Origin of the sequence: Nocardioides seonyuensis, assembly GCF_004683965.1 — a bacterium.
Classification (GTDB): domain Bacteria; phylum Actinomycetota; class Actinomycetes; order Propionibacteriales; family Nocardioidaceae; genus Nocardioides; species Nocardioides seonyuensis.
Map to the genome: position 1 here is coordinate 3,422,705 of NZ_CP038436.1, position 18,745 is coordinate 3,441,449.

An 18,745-nucleotide genomic window follows, 5' to 3' on the forward strand; every position below is an offset into this window, starting at 1 on the left:
ATCAGCCTTCCACACGGGCAGCGGCGCCGATCTGGGACGCCACCGGCGACGAGACGGCGGCGATCGGCTGTGCTGCGGCGATGCCCGAGCCGTCCCGCTTGCCCGTGGCCTCCGGTAGCTCGACGGGTGAACCGCTGGCTGCGGCGGCCCTGGCGGGCGCCGGTCCCGCCCAGGCCAGGACCAGGGTGTCCTCGCCCTTGAGGAAGCGGTGGCAGCGGACGCCGCCGGTGGCGCGCCCCTTGGGCGGGTACTCGCCGAACGGCGTCACCTTCAGCGCACCGGGCTCAGTTCCCGGCAGTGCGGTCGATGAGCCCGACGCGGTGACGACGACTGCGTCGGCTGGGTCGAACGCTCCGAAGAAGACCACCCGCTGGCCGGCGGCGAGCTTGATTCCCGCCATCCCACCGCCCGCTCGGCCCTGGGGCCGGACCCCGGCGGCACCGAAGTGGAGGAGCTGGGCGTCGCTCGTGATGAAGCACAGCTCCTCCTCGCCCGTGACCAGCTGGACCGCGCCCACGACCTCGTCGTCGTCCTTGAGGGTGACGACGTCCCACTCGTCACGGCTGAGGACCTCGGGGTTGACCCGCTTGACGATGCCCGCGCGGGTGCCGAGCGCGAGCCCGGCTCCCTCGGTCGTGAGCGGCGCCAGTGCCAACGCCCGTTCGCCGGGCTGGAGCGCGACGAACTCGCTCAGGGGCAGGCCGCCCTGGAGGTTGGGGTCGTTGGCCGAGTCGGGGAGCGCCGGCATGTCGAGCACGCCGAGCCGGACGAGCCGGCCGCGGCTCGTGACCACGCCCACCTCCCCGCGCACCGTGCTCGGGACCGCGCTCACGACGACGTCGTGGTTGGCGCGGCTCTCCCCGTGACCCGGGGGCTGGGTCGAGCCGCTGCGCGCGAGCAGCCCGGTGGAGGAGAGGAAGACGAAGCACGGGTCGTCGGCGACCTCCAGCGCGGTGGCCGCTGCGGTGGCCGGGGCGCCGGCGCTTGCCAGCAGGATGGTGCGACGCGGGGTCCCGTAGGCCTTCGCGACCTCGGCGAGCTCGTCCGAGACGACCTTCCGCAGCAGGCGCTCGTCGGCGAGGATCGCGTCAAGCGCCTCGATCGTGCGCTCGAGCTCGTCCTTCTCCTTCTCGAGCTCGATCCGGGAGAACTTCGTGAGCCTGCGCAGGGGCATGTCGAGGATGTAGTCGGCCTGGATCTCGGAGAGGTCGAAGACCGAGCGCAGCCGCTCCTTGGCAGCGGATGCGTTGTCGGAGGAGCGGATCAGCTGGATGACCTCGTCGATGTCGAGGATGGCGACGAGCAGACCGGCCACGAGGTGCAGGCGGTCGGCGGCCTTGCCCCGGCGGAAGGTCGAGCGGCGGCGTACGACGTCGAAGCGGTGCTCGAGGAAGACCTCGAGCATCTGCTTGAGGCCGAGCGTGCGCGGCTGGCCGTCGACGAGCGCGACGGCGTTGATGCCGAAGGAGTCCTCCATCGGCGTCAGCTTGTAGAGCTGCTCGAGGAGCGCCTCGGGGTGGAAGCCGTTCTTGACCTCGATGACCAGGCGGAGGTCGTTGTCGCGGTCGGTGAGGTCCTTGATGTCGGAGATCCCCTGGAGCTTCTTGGCGAGGACCAGGGTCTTGATGCGCTCGATGACCCGCTCGGTTCCGACGCCGTAGGGGAGCTCGGTGATCACGATGCCCTTGCGGCGCGGGGTGACCGACTCGATCCGAGCCGTGGCGCGCATCCTGAAGGTCCCACGACCGGACTCGTAGGCATCGCGGATGCCCTCGAGGCCGACGATCTTGCCGCCGGTGGGGAGGTCGGGCCCCGGGACGAACCGCATCAGGTCGTCCAGCGTGGCCCGGGGGTGGGTGACGAGGTGACGCAGCGCCTGCACGACCTCCACGAGGTTGTGCGGCGCGATGTTGGTGGCCATGCCGACCGCGATCCCGGCCGAGCCGTTGACCAGCAGGTTGGGGATGGCCGCCGGCAGGACGACCGGCTCCATCTCACGGGAGTCGTAGTTGGGCTTGAAGTCGACGGTGTCCTCGTCGATCGAGGCGGTCATCGCGACGGCCGGGGGTGCCATCCGGCACTCGGTGTAGCGCATCGCGGCAGGGGAGTCGTCGGGCGAGCCGAAGTTCCCGTGGCCGTCGACCATGGGCAGCCGCATCGACCACGGCTGGGCCATGCGGACCAGGGCGTCGTAGATCGCGCCGTCCCCGTGGGGGTGTAGCCGGCCCATGACCTCGCCGACGACGCGGGCGCTCTTCACGTGGCCGCGGTCGGGCCGCAGGCTCATGTCGTCCATCGTGTAGAGGATGCGCCGGTGCACGGGCTTGAGACCGTCTCGAGCGTCGGGCAGCGCGCGGGAGTAGATGACGGAGTAGGCGTACTCCAGGAACGAGGACTGCATCTCGTCCCCGATGTCGGTGTCGAGGATGTGCTCCTCGAAGTCGTCCGGGAGCGGTGCCTGCTTCGTCGTGCGTCTCGCCATGGCGGCATTCTCCCCGTACGACGGGGGCACGCGACGCGGGGCTCGCCGGTGATGACGGATCCCTCGGCTAGATTGCTCGGCGTGACCGATGTGCAGGCAGGAGAGCCCCCGCCGCCGCCGCGCCACTGGGAGGCGGACGTCCTGCTGCGCGACGGCAGGACCGCGCACATCAGGCCGATCCGGCCCGAGGACCGCCAGCTGCTCGTCGACTTCTACAGCCGGGTCTCCGACGAGTCCAAGTACTACCGGTTCTTCTCCCCGATGCCGCAGCTGTCCGAGCGTGACCTCACCAGGTTCACCCACGTGGACCACCGCGACCGGGTCGCGTTCGTCCTGCTGGTCGGGGGCGCCATGATCGCCGTCGGGCGCTACGACACCATCGAGCCCGGGGAGGCGGAGGTCGCGTTCCTCGTCGAGGACAAGCACCAGGGCCGGGGCATCGGGCAGCTGCTCCTCGAGCACCTCGCCCAGGCCGGTCGCGAGCGAGGGATCGAGTCGTTCGTGGCTGAGGTGCTTCCCGACAACCAGGCGATGATCCACACGTTCCGGGACGCGGGATACCAGGTGAAGAGCGCCTACGAGGACGGCGTCGTCGAGCTCGTGTTCCGCATCGACCCGACCGAGACAGCGATCGGGGTCATGCAGCAGCGCGAGCACCGCGCCGAGTCGGCCTCGATCGAGAAGTTCTTCCGGCCCCGCTCCGTCGCCGTCATCGGCGCCAGCCGACGCCAGGACACGATCGGCCAGGTGCTCGTGCGCAACCTCGTGCTCGGCGGCTACACCGGCCGCGTGCACGTCGTGAACCCCAGTGCCGACTCGGTCTCCGGGATGCCCGCCTGGGACTCCGTCGCCGACATTCCCGGCGGGGTGGACGTGGCGATCGTCGCGGTCCCGGCCGACGCCGTCCAGGACGTCGTGCTCGACTGCGCGGCCAAGGGCGTCCACGGTCTGGTGGTGATCTCCTCGGGGTTCGCCGAGACAGGGGAGGAGGGTCGGCTGCGCCAGCGTCGCCTGGTCGGCCTCGCGCGCTCCTACGGGCTGCGCCTGATCGGCCCCAACGCGCTCGGGATCATCAACACCGATCCCGAGGTGTCCATCAACGCCTCGCTCTCGAGCGTGATGCCGCCCCGCGGTCGCGCCGGGTTCTTCTGCCAGTCCGGGGCACTCGGGTCCGCGATCCTGGAGAAGGTGCAGAACCGCGGGCTCGGGTTGACGACGTTCGTCAGCGCCGGCAACCGCGCGGACGTCTCGGGCAACGACCTCCTCCAGTACTGGGAGGAGGACGAGGCGACCGAGGTGGTCCTCCTCTACCTGGAGTCCATCGGCAATCCGCGCAAGTTCTCCCGCGTCGCCCGTCGGGTGAGCCGTCGCAAGCCGATCATCGCCGTGCGCTCGGGGCGCAGCTCGCAGGGAGTCCCGATGGGGCACGCGGTCCGCAAGATCGCCGCCCCGACCGAGGCGGTCGATGCGATGTTCCGCCAGGCCGGAATCATCCAGGTGGAGTCGCTGGAGGAGATGTTCGACGTCGCCCAGCTCCTCGCCCACCAGCCGCTGCCGCGGGGGCGGCGTGTTGCGCTCGTGGGCAACTCCGACGCGCTGGGCCTGCTCGCCGCCGATGCCGCCAACTCGGTCGGCCTGGTGGTCAACAAGCAGGTCGCGCTGGGCGCCGAGGCCACCGCCGACGACTTCGAGGACGCGCTGGACGCGGCCATCGACGATCCCGAGGTCGATGCTGTTGCCGCCATCTACATCCCACCGCTGAACGTCTCGGGAGAAGACGTCGCCAACGTGCTGGCCGCGGTGGGGGAGCAGTCCGACAAGCCGATCGTGACCACCTTCCTCGGGACCGAGGGCGTGCCCGAGCTCCTGCGCGTCCCTGACGTTGCGGGGTCGAGCGCCGGCCGCGGCTCGGTGCCGTCGTACCCCGCCGTGGAGGCAGCGATCCGCGCCCTGGCGCGGGTCGTGGAGTACTCCATGTGGCTGCGCACCCCCCAGCTGGCCGCCGGTGACGAGGAGCTGGTCGACCGGGACGCGGCGCGCAGCCTCGTCAACGAGCTGCTGATGCGTCACCCCGGCGGCCGTGACCTCGACCACTCCGAGCAGCAGGCGCTGCTGGCCGCCTACGGGATCGAGCTCTGGGACACCCGGCCCGTCAGCACCCTGGAGGCAGCCGTGGCTGCCGGGGAGGAGCTCGGCTGGGACGTCGTCCTCAAGGCGACCGCCGACCACCTCCGCGACCGGCCGGACCTCGCCCACGTGTGGCGCAACATCGACGACGCTGCCGAGATGGAGCACGCATGGGCGACGCTCTTCGCGCTCATCACCGACGCCGAGCGGGCGGGGTTCGTGGTGCAGCGCAACGCACCTCCCGGGGTCCCCGTGGGCGTCTCGACGATGGAGGACCCGCTGTTCGGTCCGGTGATCTCCTTCGGCATCGGAGGTCCGTTGACCGAGCTGCTGGGCGATCGCTCCTACCGCATCCCGCCACTGGCTGCCCATGACGCCCAGGACATGGTGCGCGAGATCAAGGCGTCCCCGCTGCTGTTCGGCTACCGGGGCAGCGAGATCGTCGACGTGGCCGAGATCGAGCAGCTTGTGCGCCGGGTCGCCCAGCTGCAGAACGACCTCCCGCAGGTCCGTCAGCTCCAGCTTCCGCTGGTGCTAGCGGGGGCAGACGGGGCGGCCGTCCTGGGAGCATCCATCCGTATCGAGCCCGTGCTCGACCCGCGTTCGGACTCCTTCGTACGACGTCTCAGCACCCCGCCGGGAGACACCATCCCCGACTGAGCGCCCGAGTGAGCCACCGACTGGGCACGGCCGGAGGTGTGCGTGACAGACTGCCGTCATGCGCAGCAGAACCACCGACGGCGGCGTGTCGGGTGACCTCCGCGACGACATCAACCGCACGGGCTACTACCCCGACGTGGTCGCGGACGGGGTGTTCTCCGCGACCGGCGGCGAGGAGGTGGTCTCCTACTTCGTCCACCACGAGACGACCTTCGACCACGAGGAGGTCCGCCGACACCTCACGGTGCTGGTGCTGACCCCCACCCGCCTGGTGATCGCGCACACCGACGAGCACCCCGGCGACGACATGCTTCCCGAGCCCTACACCTCGACGACGAGCGAGGCGGTCATGCTCAGCGCGATCCGCACCGTCATCGTCACTCGCATGGTGGCCAACCCCACCAAGGGACCCGGCAAGCCGGCCGAGGCAGTCCTCACCATCGGCTGGGGAGGCGTCGGGCGGCTGGACCTCGAGCCGGCCGGGTGCTCGGACCCCCAGTGCGAGGCCGATCACGGCTACACCGGGACGATCGCCGGCGACGACTACAACCTGCGCGTCTCAGCCGCAGCAGAGGGGGAGGAGGCCGTCGCGGGACTGCTGGCCTTCGCCGACGCCCTCTCCCAGCGGACACGCGGGTGACCGACACGGCGCTGAGCGCATTCACGGTTCCGGCCTACGGTAAGCGGTCGCTCGCCGACGTCCTGCCGGCCGTCGGCAGAGCGCTGGGCGTGCCGCTGCAGGCGGCCGCCACCGACCTCGAGCTGCCCGAGGCTGACTCCTACGTGGTGTTCCTCGTCGACGGGATGGGCTCGGAGCTCCTCAAGCGTCACGGCCACGCGGCGCCCTACCTCTCCGCGCTGATGGAGGGCAGCGCCGCCGGGACGGCAGGAGTGCCCTCGACCACGGCGACGTCCCTGACGTCCCTCGGCACGGGGCTGCCCCCGGGCGGGCACGGTCTCGTGGGCTACACCGCCCGGATCCCCGGCACGGACCGGTTGCTCAACCACCTGCAGTGGGACAAGCAGGTCGATCCGCTCGAGTGGCAGCCGAACCCCACCGTCTTCGCGCGACTGGCTGCCGCCGGTGTCGACGTCACCTCGGTGAACAAGCGCGACTTCCACGGCACCGGCCTCACCTTGGCCTCCCAGCGCGGAGCCGTCTACGTGGGGGCGGACCGTGTCGGCGAGCGCATCGCCGGCGTGGTGAAGGCGGCCGCTACCTCACCCTCGCTCACCTACGTCTACGACTCCGACCTCGACTGGACGGGCCACAAGTTCGGGGTTGCCTCGACCCAGTGGCTCCAGCAGCTGGCCATGGTGGACGCCCAGGCCGAGCACCTGCGCGAGTCGCTGCCGGACTCCACGCGCCTGGTGGTCGTGGCGGACCACGGAATGATCGACAGCCCCGACCACGAACGCATCGACGTCGACGAGCGGCTGGAGCTGCGGGACGGCGTGGCGCTGCTGGGCGGTGAGGCGCGCTTCCGCCACCTCTACTGCTCCGCAGGGGCCGTCGACGACGTCGTCGCCACGTGGCGCTCGGTGCTGGGGGAGCGTGCTGACGTGCTCACCCGCGAGGAGGTCGTGGCGCGCGGATGGCTGGGCGACGTCAGCCCCGGCGTGGGGCCCCGACTGGGTGACGTCATGGTCGCCTGCCGGGGGGAGACGGCCATCTTCTCCTCGGCGGACTTCCCCTACGAGAGGACGCTCGTGGGCCTGCACGGCTCGCTGACCCCGGCGGAGATGCTGATCCCGATCCTGGTCGGGTGACACCGGCCGGCAGCGCACCGAGCGGTTGACAGCAGGGCGATCAACCGAACGGGAGCGGCTCCGGAGCCAGGCTGACGGCCTTGGCCCGGTCGGCCGTGAGGCGGCGGCGGTGGTGCTGGCGACACAGCACCTCGTAGGCAACCTCCACGTCGTCGTCGCCGGGCGTGGGCACCGTCGGGTCGACGTCACCGACGACGATGACCTCACCCTCGGTGACCATCACGCCGTTCTCGGTGCGGGCGTTGTGCGTCGCGCGCTTGCCGCACCAGCACAGCGCCTCCACCTGTAGCACGTTCATCCTGTCGGCCAGCTCGACCAGGCGTGCGCTGCCCGGGAAGAGCGCCGTGCGGAAGTCGGTGAGGATCCCGAACGCGAACACGTCGATCTGGAGCTCGTCGACGACCTTGGCGAGCTGGTCGACCTGGTCGGGGGTGTAGAACTGCGCCTCGTCGCAGATCAGGTAGTCGACACGCGCACCGTGGGTGAGCGAGTCCACGACGTACTTCCAGAAGTCGAAGTCGTCGGTGACCTCGAGGGCGTCATGGGTCAGCCCCAGGCGACTCGAGACCACCGACTGCCCAGCCCGGTCGTGGGTCGTGAAGATGCGCCCCACGCGCCCCCGGGCAGCGTGGTTGTGGTTGGTCTGGAGGGCGAGCGTGGACTTGCCGGAGTCCATGGTCCCGGTGAAGAAGTGAAGTTCAGCCATGTCGCGAGAGATCTTGTCACGTCGCACCGACACGGTCGCCCGTGGCACGCTGGCTGGGTGGACTCACCCCTGATCTCGGCCGACGAGCTCGGCGGTGTCCTCGGCGCGGTGACCGTGCTCGACGTGCGCTACACCACCGGGGCAGGGGGTGGTGCTGACGAGCACGCGGCGGGTCACGTCCCGGGCGCGCCGTACGTCGATCTCGACACCCACCTGGCAGCGCAGCCCGGCGAGCCGGTCGACGCGCGTGGCCGCCACCCGCTCCCGGAGCCTGAACGCTTCGTCGACGCCATGCGGTCGCTGGGCGTGAGTCGTGGACGCCCGGTGGTGGTCTACGACGACTGGCAGGGACGAGCCGCCGCCCGGGCCTGGTGGCTGCTCCGCCACTACGCCCACCCGAGCGTGCGTGTCCTCGACGGGGGATGGAGCGCGTGGCGGGCTGCCGGCGGCCCGGTGGAGACGGGCGAGGTGGTCGCCGCACCGGGAGACTTCCAGGGCTCTCCCGGGTCGATGCCGGTCGTGGATGCCCATGGTGTCGGCACCGTCGACGTGCTGCTGGATGCTCGCGCCCCTGAGCGCTTCCGGGGTGAGGCCGAGCCGCTCGACCCGGTGGCAGGTCACATACCGGGGGCCGTGAACGTCGACACCACCTGCAACCTCGACGGGCGCGGACTGTTCAAGGACGTGCGCGAGCTGCAGCGGCTCTACGCCGCCGCCGGTGCCACCCCCGACGTCGAGGTCGCGGTCTACTGCGGCTCGGGCGTCACCGCCGCCCACGACGTGCTGGCCCTCGCGGCGGCGGGCGTCCGGGCGTCGCTCTACGCCGCGAGCTGGAGCGGGTGGGTCGCCGACGTCACGCACCCGATCGAGACCGGGGCGTGATTCCGAGCCGTGGGTGAGGCGAGGATCGGGATCTCCGGCTGGACCTACGCGGCGTGGCGGGGTGACTTCTACCCGCCCGGCCTGCCGCAGCGTCGTGAGCTCGAGTACGCCTCGTCGTGCCTGACCTCGATCGAGGTCAACGGGTCGTTCTACTCGTTGCAGCGGCCCTCCTCCTGGCAGCGGTGGCGCGCCGAGACTCCGGAGGACTTCGTCTTCGCGGTGAAGGGCGGACGCTTCATCACCCACCTCAAGCGCTTGCGGGATGTCGAGGCCCCGCTGGCGAACTTCTTCGCCTCCGGCGTCCTGGCGCTCGGTCCGAAGCTCGGGCCCCTGCTGTGGCAGCTTCCCGAGAACCTCGGCTACGACCCCGACCTCGTCGAGGCGTTCCTACGCCTCCTGCCTCGTACGACGACCGAGGCGGTCGAGCTCGCCGGCCGCCGCGACGACCGGCTGGACGACGACCGGGTGCACCTGGCCGCGGAGGAGCCGGAGCGCCCCCTCCGGCACGCGTTGGAGTTCCGGAGCCCGAGCTTCGACGTCCCGTCGCTCTACCAGCAGCTGGAGCGTCATGGCGTCGCCTGCGTCCTGGCCGACACTGCGGGGCGCTGGCCGCGGGTCGACCGGGACACCGCTGACTTCCACTACGCGCGGCTGCACGGTGACAAGGAGCTCTACGCCAGCGGCTACTCCGCCCGGGCACTCGATGAGTGGGCCGCCACCGTGCAGCGATGGCGACGGGCAGGCGATGCCTACGCCTACTTCGACAATGACGTGAAGGGGTTCGCGCCGCACGATGCGATGGCCTTGCTGGAGCGGCTCAGCCGGTGACCTCGACCGGGTCGCCCGTCCGGATCAGTCCGGTCGTCTCAGGGATGAGGAACATGGCGAACATCGGCAGACCGTCGAAGAGCCGGTGCCGGGCGAGGGTCCGGACCGGTTCGCGGGCGGTGCGCAACGTCTCGGGGTCGAGGGTCGTCATCACGCAGCGGTCGACCTTCTTGGCGACCCGGAACCCCACCCCTCCGACCCGGACGCGACTCCAGCGGTCCTCGGCGAACGGCTCGTCCCCGTCCACCACCAGGTTGGGACGGAAGCGCAGCATCGGGAGCGGGTCCTGTGGAGCCTCGCCCTCCTCGATCCTGCGCTCGTCGATCCACCTGTTGAGCTGGAGCAGGGAGGCCTCTGACGCGATGGTGACCGGGTAGCCGTCCGCGAAGGCAGTGTGGTCGCCGGGGGAGGAGAACTCGGGGTTGAGCCCACGCCGGGACGGATCGTCGCACCAGACCAGCCGAAGGCCGTCCCGACCGAGAGCCTTGCTCACCCAGGCGTCCGCCTCGGGGCCCGCCGGGACGCCCTGCAGCTCGTGCTTGTGCACGCGGGCGCGCACCAGGGGGCCCGTCGGCTCCTGGACGGTCAGGTCGTCCAGTCCCGCCGCTCGCAGGCGCAGCCCCTGAGTGACGGATCGGTCCGTGGCGGGGGTGTCTGCGGTGATGGTGAACAGCGAGTGCTCCTTGCGCGCACAGACCAGGACGCCGTCGGCATCGACGACCACCCAGGACCGGTCGTCCGCGAGGCCGCTGCGGAGCACGACGGCCTCGCCGAGCGGCCGGATCGCGGTGCTCTTGACGGGATGGACGTTGAGGCCGGTCAGCCTCATTCGCCCTTCCCACCGCCGAACATGATCTCGTCCCAGCTCGGCACGGACGCGCGGCCGCGCTTCTTGGCCGGCCGCGGCGCGGGCTGCTCGTCGGGGGCTGGTGCTGGGGCCGCGGCGCTCTCCTCCACCTGGTCGATCTCGGTGGTGTCATCGGCCTCGGCCGCGGGATGCGGAGCCTCCGCGGACCGATCGGCGTCGGTCACCATCTCGATCGCGTCGTCCCCCAGGGGGAGCTCGTCGGGGGGACGGAGCTGAGCCGTCGCGCCCGGGCCGCGGAGATGTCGTCGACGGCGACCTCCGTCACCGCGGAGGCAGGCGCCACATCGTCCCCGACCAGCCACCGGGCGTCCTCGTCGTCGACCGTGACGAAGTTGCCCCGGGCATCGAAGGAGAAGGCCGCGGTGCCGGAGCGGGTGCCGGTCGCGAAGGCGCCGGTGAGGGTCCAGCGGCCGTCCTCGCGACGCCAGGCGTCCCACTGGACGGTGGCGGGGTCCACGTTGTGCTCGCGAAGCTGGGCGGCGACGGCCTCGCCGAGGGTCCGCGCGCCGGAGTCGTTGCCACGGCGTCGTACGGAGGCGAGCTGGGCGCGCTCGGCGACGTGGGCCCGCTCGGCCAGGACAGGGGCAGCGAAGGGCATGATCTTGTCGACCGTCGTGCTCGCCGCCTGGGCCACGGCGTCCGGTGTCTCCCCGGCGCGGATGCGGCTCTGGATGTCGCGCGGGCGGAGGGTTGATTCCATCGGGATCTCCAACTGGCCGCTCGGGAACGGACCGGTGCGTGCGTCGTCGCCCCTGAGGGCGGCCTGGAGCCGGGCGTCGACGACCAGGGTGAACTCCCGGCCGGCGTCGTCGACCAGGAGCAGGCGATGCCCGTCGTCGCTGCGTCCCGCAAGCGTCAACTGGGCCATGTGGATCGCTCCTGGGTGGACTTGTGCACCGGTTCGAAACGACCCTACGCCAGCGCAGGGCCCCGCTGGCCTAACCTGCCCTCGTGCCGCCTGCCGATTTCTCACCTGACGAGCTCGCCACGGCCTTCGTGGTGCTCGACATGGTCGGGATCTTCGTCTTCGCCGTCACCGGAGCACTGGTGGCGGTGCGCAAGCACCTCGACGTCTTCGCTGCGCTCGTGCTCGCCGGGGTGACGGGTCTGGGCGGTGGCTTCATCCGCGACGTGCTGCTCGGGGCGACGCCGCCGGCCGCCCTCGAGGACTGGCGCTACCTGACCGTGCCGGTGGCGGCCGGCCTGCTGACCTTCGTCTTCCACCCCACGGTCGGCCGGCTCGAGCGTGTGGTGACACTGTTCGACGCCTTCGGCCTGGCGCTCTTCTGCGTCACGGGCGCTGCCAAGGCGGTGTCCCTCGGCGTGGGACCGGTCCCGGCGGCGCTGCTCGGCATGGTGACCGCTGTCGGCGGCGGCATGATCCGCGACGTGCTGGCCGGCCGCGTGCCGGTCGTCTTCGACGGCGTCCTCTACGCCACGCCGGCTCTGGCGGGCGCTGCGGTCGTCGTCGTGCTCGACCGGGCGGGAGCCTCGTTCGCGATCGTGGCGGCGGCAGGGTTCACGACGTGCCTGGGCTGGCGCCTCCTGGCGCTGGTGCGCGGGTGGCGCGCCCCGATGCCGCGTGGCCCGGCGAACGTCTGAGGCTCACGAGCCCAGGACGCGACGGAGGTAGGCGTTGGCGAACACCCGGTCCGGGTCGAGACGCTCACGCATCGCGAGGAAGTCCTCGAAGCGGTCGTAGACAGGGGCGAGGTCCTCGGCGGTCCGGGTGTGGAGCTTTCCCCAGTGCGGCCGGCCACCGGCGGCTCGCAGGACCTCCTCGACCGCTGAGAAGTACGGCGTGTGGTCGACGTCGCGGGGGACGTGGAACGCGAGATACATGCTGTCGCGTCCCGACGCGGTCGAGAGGGGGATGTCGTCGGCCGGAGCGGTGCGGACCTCCACCGGGAAGCTGATGCGCCAGTCGCTGGCCTCGATGACGCGTCGACACTCGCGCAGCACCTCGAGGCCGACCGCGCGCGGGACGGCGTACTCCATCTCCCTGAAGACGACCCGCCTCGGCGACACGAAGACCCGGTGCGGGACGTCGCTGTAGGTGCGCTCGGACAGTGCGCGGCCGGCCACCTGGCTGATGAGCGGAACCGCGCGGGGCACTCGGTTGCCGACCCGCACGAGGCCGCCGAAGACGGCGTTGGACAGGAAGTCGTCCTCCCACCACGACGCCAGCCGCCCGGCCGGCGACTGCTCGCCGGGCTCGAGGTCGGTGCGGACGTTCTGCTTGACCATCATGCGGTCGGTGTGGGGGAACCAGTACATGTCCACGTGGTGGGCCTCCGCCACGAGGTCGTCGTGGGCCGCCAGCGCGCTGTCCCAGCTCATCGGCTCCTCGTGGGCCTCGAGGACGAAGAGCGGCTCGACTCGGAACGTCAGGCTGGTGAGGATGCCCAGCGCGCCGAGGCCGACCCGTGCGACCTCGAGGACGTCCCGGTTCTCCTGGTCGTCTGCCCTGAGCACCTCGCCGGTGCCCGTGACGAGCTCGAGCCCGGCGAGCTGTGCCGAGAGGCCAGCAGCGATCCCGCCGGTGCCGTGGGTGCCGGTCGAGGTGGCGCCGGCGAGGGTCTGCTCGGCGATGTCTCCCATGTTGTGCAAGGACAGCCCGAGCTGCTCCAGGGCCAGGTTGAGCTGGTGCAGGGGGGTCCCGGCGAGGGCAGTGACCGTCATCGCGGCCCGGTCGACCGAGACGACGCCTCGCAGGCGGTCGGGCACCAGCAGCGTGCCTTCGGGAGCGGCGATGTCGGTGAAGCTGTGGCCGGTGCCGGTCATCTTCACCGTGCGCCCCGACTCCCGAGCAGAGACGACCGCGTCGCGAACCTCGCCGGTCGAACCGGGCGCGACGACCCGCTCTGCTCGCGCCCCGGCGAGGCCCGACCAGTTGCGCCACTGGTTTCCCCGGACTGGAGTAGTCATGCGCGAAGGGTAGGGGAGGCGCGGCACCGGGCCGCGCCTACGCTGAGCACATGGCCTCCGACGTCACGCCCTTCGACGCACTCCTGCTGCTCTCCTTCGGGGGTCCTGAGCAACCGGACGACGTGGTGCCGTTCCTCGAGAACGTCACTCGGGGACGCGGGATCCCACGCGAGCGACTGGCCCAGGTGGGCGAGCACTACTTCCTCTTCGGGGGGAGGAGCCCCATCAACGACCAGAACCGCGAGCTCCTGGCGGCCCTGCGTGCCTCGTTCGACGAGGCGGGCATCGAGCTCCCGATCTACTGGGGCAACCGCAACTGGGACCCCTACCTCGCCGACACGCTGCGCGAGATGACTGCCGACGGTGTGCAGCGCGCTGCCGTCTTCACCACCTCGGCCTACTCCTCCTACTCCAGCTGCCGCCAGTACCGCGAGAACCTCGCGGACGCGGTGGCGCAGGTGCCGGGCGCTCCCCGGCTGGACAAGCTGCGGCCCTACTTCAACCACCCCGGCTTCGTCGAGCCCGTCGTGGACGCTGTCGTGCGTGCCCTCGACGAGCTGCCGCAGCAGGTCCGCCACGGCGCACACCTCGTCTTCGTGACCCACTCCGTGCCCGAGGACATGGCGGCCACCAGTGGCCCACCCGATGCCCGACGCGCCTACGAGGCGCAGCACCGCGACGTCGCAGACGTGGTCGCAGGTCGCGTCCGTGCCCTGACCGGGCACGCCCATCGTCACGACCTCGTCTACTGCTCCAGGTCCGGCGCGCCTTCCACCCCGTGGCTCGAGCCCGACGTCAACGACCATCTCGAGGAGTTGGCCACCGACGGTGTCCCGGCCGTGGTGCTGATTCCGGTGGGCTTCGTCTCGGACCACATGGAGGTCATCTACGACCTCGACACCGAGGCGCTGGCGACCGCCCAGCGCCTCGGGCTCCCGGCCGCGCGCGCAGCCACGTCGGGCACCGACCCACGGTTCGTCACCATGGTGCGCGACCTGCTGGTGGAGCGCGCCGCGGCCGAGCGTGGGGAGATGCCGCCGCGCCCGACCCTGGGCGGGTTGCCGCCGAGACCGGACCGGTGCCCTGCCGGCTGCTGCCCCAACCTCCGTGGGGAGCGCCCCGCCCTGTGTGGCGTCGGGGACGAGGTGTGACTCCGTCCGCGGAGTCCCTGCGCGACCTCGCCCTCGACCTCGCGAGAGAGGCTGCGCGGCTCGCGCGGGCGATGCGCCCGGACGTGGCAGTGGCCGACACCAAGTCCAGTGCCGTCGACGTCGTCACCCACGCGGATCGCGCCGTGGAGGACCTCCTCGTGTCCCGGATCGTCGCGGCTCGCCCCCACGACGGCATTCTCGGCGAGGAGGGCGACGAGCGCCTCGGCACCAGCGGGGTGCGCTGGGTGGTCGACCCCATCGACGGAACCGTCAACTATCTCTACGGGCTGGCGGAGTGTGCCGTGTCCGTCGCGGTCGAGGTCGAGGGAGCCGTGGTCGCCGGTGTGGTCGTCGGGATCGGCACCGATGTCGAGTACGCCGCCGCGCTCGGCTCGGGTGCCACGAGGAACGGCGAGCCGATCCACGTCCGCGCTCCCGCCCCCTTGGCCGAGAGCCTGGTGCTGACCGGGTTCGGATACGTCCGGACCGTCCGGGAGCACCAGGCGGCGTGCGTCGCGGCACTCCTCCCGGAGGTGCGCGACATCAGACGGCTGGGTGCGTGCTCGCTCGACCTGTGCCACGTCGCCGAGGGAAGCGCCGACGCCTACGTCGAGGCTGGCCCCCAGCCCTGGGACTGGAGCGCCGGGGGCCTGGTGCTGCAGGAGGCCGGAGGCCGGTTCGGCGTGTTGACGGGGCCGCCGGTCGCTCCCGGCACCGGTCCGATCGGTGTGGTCACGGGTGCACCCGCGGCCGGGTGGAACGGCTTCATCGAGGCCATCTCGACCGCAGGCTTCCTTGTCTGAGCGGCGGGAATAGGGCATCGGCCTCATATGTTCACGCGACACGGGGCACACCGGCTCACGCCGGAGCGCCCTGATGGTGCACAATCTGGCGCCGACGACGACGCAGAACCTCCGCAGCACGCAACGCCGGGATCCGGCTAGCGCACCGGAGCCCCACGCAGGAGAAGAGGGTAGCGATGGCCACCGATTACGACGCACCGCGCAAGACCGAAGAGGACCAGAGCGAAGAGAGCATCGAAGAGCTCAAGGCGCGCCGTCACGACAAGAACTCCGGCAAGGTCGACGAGGACGAGACCGAGGCTGCTGAGTCGTTCGAGCTGCCCGGTGCCGACCTCTCGCACGAGGAGCTCGCGGTCGAGGTCATGCCGCGTCAGGACGACGAGTTCACCTGCATGAGCTGCTTCCTGGTGCACCACCGGTCGCAGCTCGCCGACGAGAAGGCCCTCATCTGCCGCGACTGCGCCTGAGGACCGCCGCCGGCCTCACGCGTTGGGGGCCGGCGCCGCGTCTGCGTCCTGGAAGTCCCTCTTGAGCTGTGGGGGCAGGTGCCCGGTCGAGCGCGCGTAGTAGTCCGCAGCCTTGCGCGAGGCGAGCATCCGTGCGATGGCGATGAGCGTGCCGCTGACCGTTGCCCACAGGACCGCCTCCCAGATGTTCACGTCCGGGTCCGCCGGGTTGGCCGGCGGGTTCTTGCCGGTCGCGGCGCGCCACGAGGTGTTGAGTCCCTTCTTCGCGACCGCCGCCGCGCCCACGGCGGAGACGAGGGAGAAGATCGACCAGACCTTGCTGCTGTCGGATGCCATGGGGGCAGCCTAACGAACTCGCGCGCCCTCGATCGCGGCCACCAGCTGACCGGGGCGGCGGCAGCTGAGGAGCCAGTAGGGAGTCGGGTCGGCGGGGTCGGTCACCTCGACGCGGACACCGCGCTTGAGGTAGGGCCGCAGGAGCAGGTGGGCGCGGGCATCGGCCTCCACCCCCGCAAGGCGTCGCAGGCCTTCAGCATCGAGGGCGGTGGCCGACCCGACGTGCTCGAGCGGGATGCGTGCTCGCCCGGCGGTGAGGTGTCCGCCGGCCACGGTGATCCGAGCAGAGCCGTAGCCGACGAACAACGCGACCATGAGAGCCAGCGCCACCCCTCCTGCGGCCCACGCGACCGACTCGTGGTCGGGGACTGCCACGACGACCGCCAGCCACAGCGACGCCACGAGCATGGTGCCCTGTGCCCACCAGCGCAGCGGGACCGTGAGGCGTTCGGCATAGTCCACGCGGCAGAGCCTAGGGGCCCCGTCCGAGGCGGCCGAGCAGTGGGTAGATTCACCGCCCGTGCCAGCACCCGAGGACCTCGAGGTCGCCATCCGCCGTCTCGACCCCGACCTGCCCCTGCCGTCCTACGCGCATGCCGGTGACGCCGGGGCCGACCTGCACACGGCGATCGACCTCACCCTCGCGCCCGGTGAGCGCGCCCTTGTGCCGACCGGCATCGCCCTCGCACTGCCCGCCGGCTTCGTCGCCCTGGTGCATCCCCGCTCGGGGCTCGCGGCGCGTCACGGGCTGTCCATCGTGAACACCCCCGGGACGATCGACGCGGGATATCGCGGCGAGGTCAAGGTCCTCCTGATCAACCACGACCCCGCCAGCAGCCTGGAGCTGCGTCGGGGAGACCGCATCGCCCAGCTGGTCATCCAGCGCTATGAACGAGCCCGCTTCGTCGAGGTCGACGAACTGCCGTCCTCCAGCCGTGGCTCGGGGGGTTACGGTTCTACGGGTGGATTCGGTGCGGGCGGCGCCGTGACAGGCACCACCGCCCACGACGACTCGAGAGATGGGAGTGCCTGAGGTGAAGATGCGCCGCAAGAAGGCGGAGGTCCCGGTGGAGGAGACAGCCCCGAGCGCCCCCCTCGACCCCACCTCCGGCCCGTTCGACTCCTCCGTGGTCGAGGGTGACGAGGTCGCCCGCGTCGACCTCGGTTCGCTCCTCGTCCCGGCCATGGAGGGCCGTGAGCTCCGGCTGCAGGTCGACGAGGCCAGCGGGGTCGTGCGTGCGGTCATCCTCGCGGGGGCGGACGGTGCCCTGGAGTTCCAGGCCTTCGCCGCCCCTCGCAACGGTGACCTCTGGAGCGACGTCCGACCGCAGATCGCCGACGACGTCAAGGCTCGCGGCGGCAAGGTCGTCGAGCGTGAGGGGCGGTGGGGGACCGAGCTGGTCTGCGCCCTGCCGGCGACACTCCCCGACGGATCGACCGGAGCGTCCGCGTCCCGCGTGATCGGCATCAACGGCGACCGGTGGATGTTGCGCGCCACCATGCTGGGTCGCCCGGCCGCGGAACCCGACGCCTCGGGCGAGTGGGAGGACACCCTGGCCCAGCTCGTCGTACGCCGTGGCGCACAGGCGATGGCGGTCGGCGAGGCACTGCCGGTCAAGCTCCCCGACGAGGCGCGACGGACGTCCTGAGATGCCCGAGAAGAGCCGCCTGCGGCAGGCACTTTCCAGATGGGCCGACAGTGGTGACCAGCACGCGCGTGACCTGAGGCTCGAACATGCCTCGACCCGGTCGGTGCCCATCTCAGAGGTCCAGGGCCGAGAGCGCGTCACCGTCGCCGGAGTCATCCGCACCGTCACCCTGCGACCTCGCGGTGGGGTGCCCGCACTCGAGGCAGACCTGGACGACGGCACCGGCGTGATCACGCTGGTCTGGCTCGGCCGGCGTCGCATCAGCGGCGTGGAGCCCGGACGCTCCGTCGTCGTCACCGGGTGCATCGGTCTCCAAGGAGGCAGTCCGCTGATGTTCAACCCGCGATACGAGTTGCGGCCTTGACCGGGCAGCCCGTCGGCCCCGAGCCGGCAGTCGTGGGGGAGGCGACCGTCGAGGCCGTCGTCCGCGCCCAGCTCGCGAAGGCCCTGGGTGGGCGCCGCGGGATGGCCGAGGCAGCACTGCCCACCCTGCTCTTCACCGTGACGTGGCTGAGCCTGGGGGAGATGCGCACCGCGATCACCGTCAGCGTCGGGGCGGCCCTCGTCCTGCTCCTGGTCAGGATCGTCCAGCGTTCCACCGTGCAGTTCGTGGTCAACGCGCTCGTGGGCATCGGTATCGGCTGGTACTTCGCGCATCGGGCAGCGGAGGCGGGAGGGAGTGCGCAGGACCAGGCCCTCGCCTACTTCCTGCCCGGCATCCTCTACAACGGCGGCTACGCGATCGTGCTCGCGGCCACCTGCCTCGTGGGATGGCCCCTCGTCGGCTTCATGGTCGGCAGCATCACCGGTGACCCCACCGCCTGGCACAAGGACCGTCAGGTCGTCAGGTTGTGCAGCAGGCTGACGTGGTTGCTCGTCCTGCCCTGCGTGGTCCGCGTGGTCACCCAGGGGCCGGTGTGGCTCGGGGGGAGCTCTGGGTCCATCGACCCCGACACGGCCGTCGCCGTCCTCGGGATACTGAAGATCGCGCTGGGCTGGCCCCTCCAGCTCGCCGCGCTCGGCTCGATGGTGTGGCTGCTCGCTCGCAACCGCACCCCGGTGGCGTCGGAGGTCGGCGCAGTCTGAAC

21 protein-coding genes are annotated in these 18,745 nt (G+C 71.3%); 13 read left to right on the top strand and 8 right to left on the bottom strand.

From position 1 onward, the window contains the following. Position 1: 1 nt before the first annotated feature. Positions 2-2,482, bottom strand: coding sequence for a DNA gyrase/topoisomerase IV subunit A (locus EXE58_RS16595; protein ID WP_135268887.1), 2,481 nt, complete (start codon positions 2,480-2,482; stop codon positions 2-4). 81 nt (positions 2,483-2,563) lie between these two features. Here EXE58_RS16595 and EXE58_RS16600 point away from each other — a divergent pair, with 81 nt between their 5' ends. Genes EXE58_RS16600 through EXE58_RS16610 form a run of 3 tightly spaced genes read left to right on the top strand, consistent with a single transcriptional unit; the run spans position 2,564 to position 7,039 of the window. Further along, positions 2,564-5,269: a bifunctional acetate--CoA ligase family protein/GNAT family N-acetyltransferase gene (locus tag EXE58_RS16600; protein WP_244242277.1), complete on the top strand. Its 2,706-nt coding sequence runs from the start codon at positions 2,564-2,566 to the stop codon at positions 5,267-5,269. A 58-nt stretch (positions 5,270-5,327) separates the two neighbouring features. Beyond that, complete coding sequence (locus tag EXE58_RS16605; protein WP_135268888.1) at positions 5,328-5,909, top strand: DUF5998 family protein; 582 nt, start codon at positions 5,328-5,330, stop codon at positions 5,907-5,909. Further along, on the top strand, positions 5,906-7,039 hold the full coding sequence (locus tag EXE58_RS16610; RefSeq protein ID WP_244242278.1) for an alkaline phosphatase family protein: 1,134 nt from the start codon (positions 5,906-5,908) through the stop codon (positions 7,037-7,039). Before EXE58_RS16605 ends, EXE58_RS16610 begins: the two co-directional genes overlap by 4 nt. A 40-nt stretch (positions 7,040-7,079) precedes the next feature. On the opposite strand, the gene EXE58_RS16615 is transcribed toward EXE58_RS16610, so the two are convergent. Beyond that, the gene (locus tag EXE58_RS16615; RefSeq protein WP_135268889.1) at positions 7,080-7,745 is read right to left on the bottom strand and encodes a thymidine kinase; all 666 of its coding nucleotides are present in this window, start codon (positions 7,743-7,745) and stop codon (positions 7,080-7,082) included. Between the two features lie 57 nt (positions 7,746-7,802). Between EXE58_RS16615 and EXE58_RS16620 the strand changes: the two genes are divergently transcribed. Together EXE58_RS16620 and EXE58_RS16625 are read left to right on the top strand one after the other, a co-directional pair. After that, positions 7,803-8,627, top strand: a complete 825-nt coding sequence (locus EXE58_RS16620) for a sulfurtransferase (protein WP_135268890.1) — start codon at positions 7,803-7,805, stop codon at positions 8,625-8,627. A 9-nt stretch (positions 8,628-8,636) separates the two neighbouring features. Next, entirely contained in the window at positions 8,637-9,455 is an 819-nt protein-coding gene (locus tag EXE58_RS16625; protein ID WP_135268891.1) for a DUF72 domain-containing protein, read from the top strand. Here EXE58_RS16625 and EXE58_RS16630 read toward each other — a convergent pair. The 3 genes from EXE58_RS16630 to sepH (EXE58_RS16640) are packed head-to-tail and all read right to left on the bottom strand — an operon-like array spanning position 9,445 to position 11,191. Continuing rightward, positions 9,445-10,284 (bottom strand): MOSC domain-containing protein, encoded by an 840-nt coding sequence (locus EXE58_RS16630; protein WP_135268892.1) that lies wholly within the window; start codon positions 10,282-10,284, stop codon positions 9,445-9,447. The genes EXE58_RS16625 and EXE58_RS16630 overlap by 11 nt on opposite strands. Continuing rightward, positions 10,281-10,490, bottom strand: coding sequence for a septation protein SepH (gene sepH / locus EXE58_RS16635; protein ID WP_135268893.1), 210 nt, complete (start codon positions 10,488-10,490; stop codon positions 10,281-10,283). The genes EXE58_RS16630 and sepH (EXE58_RS16635) overlap by 4 nt, the downstream gene beginning before the upstream one ends. Then, positions 10,484-11,191 carry a septation protein SepH gene (gene sepH / locus EXE58_RS16640; RefSeq protein WP_135268894.1) on the bottom strand — a complete coding sequence of 236 codons (708 nt, stop codon included), beginning with the start codon at positions 11,189-11,191 and terminating at the stop codon, positions 10,484-10,486. Before sepH (EXE58_RS16640) ends, sepH (EXE58_RS16635) begins: the two co-directional genes overlap by 7 nt. Positions 11,192-11,274: 83 nt before the next feature. On the opposite strand from sepH (EXE58_RS16640), the gene EXE58_RS16645 reads away from it, so the two are divergent. Next, positions 11,275-11,925 (top strand): trimeric intracellular cation channel family protein, encoded by a 651-nt coding sequence (locus EXE58_RS16645; RefSeq protein ID WP_341869510.1) that lies wholly within the window; start codon positions 11,275-11,277, stop codon positions 11,923-11,925. A gap of 3 nt (positions 11,926-11,928) precedes the next feature. On the opposite strand, the gene EXE58_RS16650 is transcribed toward EXE58_RS16645, so the two are convergent. Further along, entirely contained in the window at positions 11,929-13,251 is a 1,323-nt protein-coding gene (locus EXE58_RS16650) for a D-arabinono-1,4-lactone oxidase (protein ID WP_135268895.1), read from the bottom strand. A 50-nt stretch (positions 13,252-13,301) separates the two neighbouring features. Between EXE58_RS16650 and EXE58_RS16655 the strand changes: the two genes are divergently transcribed. The 3 genes from EXE58_RS16655 (at position 13,302) to EXE58_RS16665 (ending at position 15,672) form a co-directional block, all read left to right on the top strand. Next, positions 13,302-14,402 (top strand): ferrochelatase, encoded by a 1,101-nt coding sequence (locus tag EXE58_RS16655; protein WP_135268896.1) that lies wholly within the window; start codon positions 13,302-13,304, stop codon positions 14,400-14,402. Beyond that, on the top strand, positions 14,399-15,205 hold the full coding sequence (locus EXE58_RS16660; protein WP_167288976.1) for an inositol monophosphatase family protein: 807 nt from the start codon (positions 14,399-14,401) through the stop codon (positions 15,203-15,205). The genes EXE58_RS16655 and EXE58_RS16660 overlap by 4 nt, the downstream gene beginning before the upstream one ends. A gap of 176 nt (positions 15,206-15,381) precedes the next feature. Beyond that, positions 15,382-15,672 (top strand): DUF4193 domain-containing protein, encoded by a 291-nt coding sequence (locus EXE58_RS16665; protein ID WP_135268898.1) that lies wholly within the window; start codon positions 15,382-15,384, stop codon positions 15,670-15,672. A 15-nt stretch (positions 15,673-15,687) separates the two neighbouring features. Here the strand turns inward: EXE58_RS16665 and EXE58_RS16670 are convergent, their stop codons facing one another. Next, complete coding sequence (locus EXE58_RS16670; RefSeq protein WP_135268899.1) at positions 15,688-16,008, bottom strand: DUF4235 domain-containing protein; 321 nt, start codon at positions 16,006-16,008, stop codon at positions 15,688-15,690. Between the two features lie 9 nt (positions 16,009-16,017). Beyond that, entirely contained in the window at positions 16,018-16,470 is a 453-nt protein-coding gene (locus EXE58_RS16675) for a DUF3093 domain-containing protein (protein WP_244242279.1), read from the bottom strand. Between the two features lie 58 nt (positions 16,471-16,528). On the opposite strand from EXE58_RS16675, the gene dut reads away from it, so the two are divergent. The 4 genes from dut to EXE58_RS16695 all read left to right on the top strand — a co-directional run bounded on the left by dut (position 16,529) and on the right by EXE58_RS16695 (position 18,743). Further along, the gene (gene dut / locus EXE58_RS16680; protein WP_135268901.1) at positions 16,529-17,041 is read left to right on the top strand and encodes a dUTP diphosphatase; all 513 of its coding nucleotides are present in this window, start codon (positions 16,529-16,531) and stop codon (positions 17,039-17,041) included. After that, on the top strand, positions 17,028-17,657 hold the full coding sequence (locus EXE58_RS16685; RefSeq protein ID WP_135268902.1) for a DUF3710 domain-containing protein: 630 nt from the start codon (positions 17,028-17,030) through the stop codon (positions 17,655-17,657). The genes dut and EXE58_RS16685 overlap by 14 nt, the downstream gene beginning before the upstream one ends. A gap of 103 nt (positions 17,658-17,760) precedes the next feature. Then, positions 17,761-18,021, top strand: a complete 261-nt coding sequence (locus EXE58_RS16690) for an OB-fold nucleic acid binding domain-containing protein (protein ID WP_244242280.1) — start codon at positions 17,761-17,763, stop codon at positions 18,019-18,021. After that, on the top strand, positions 18,018-18,743 hold the full coding sequence (locus tag EXE58_RS16695; protein WP_244242281.1) for a DUF3159 domain-containing protein: 726 nt from the start codon (positions 18,018-18,020) through the stop codon (positions 18,741-18,743). The genes EXE58_RS16690 and EXE58_RS16695 overlap by 4 nt, the downstream gene beginning before the upstream one ends. The last annotated feature ends 2 nt before the right edge of the window (positions 18,744-18,745 follow it).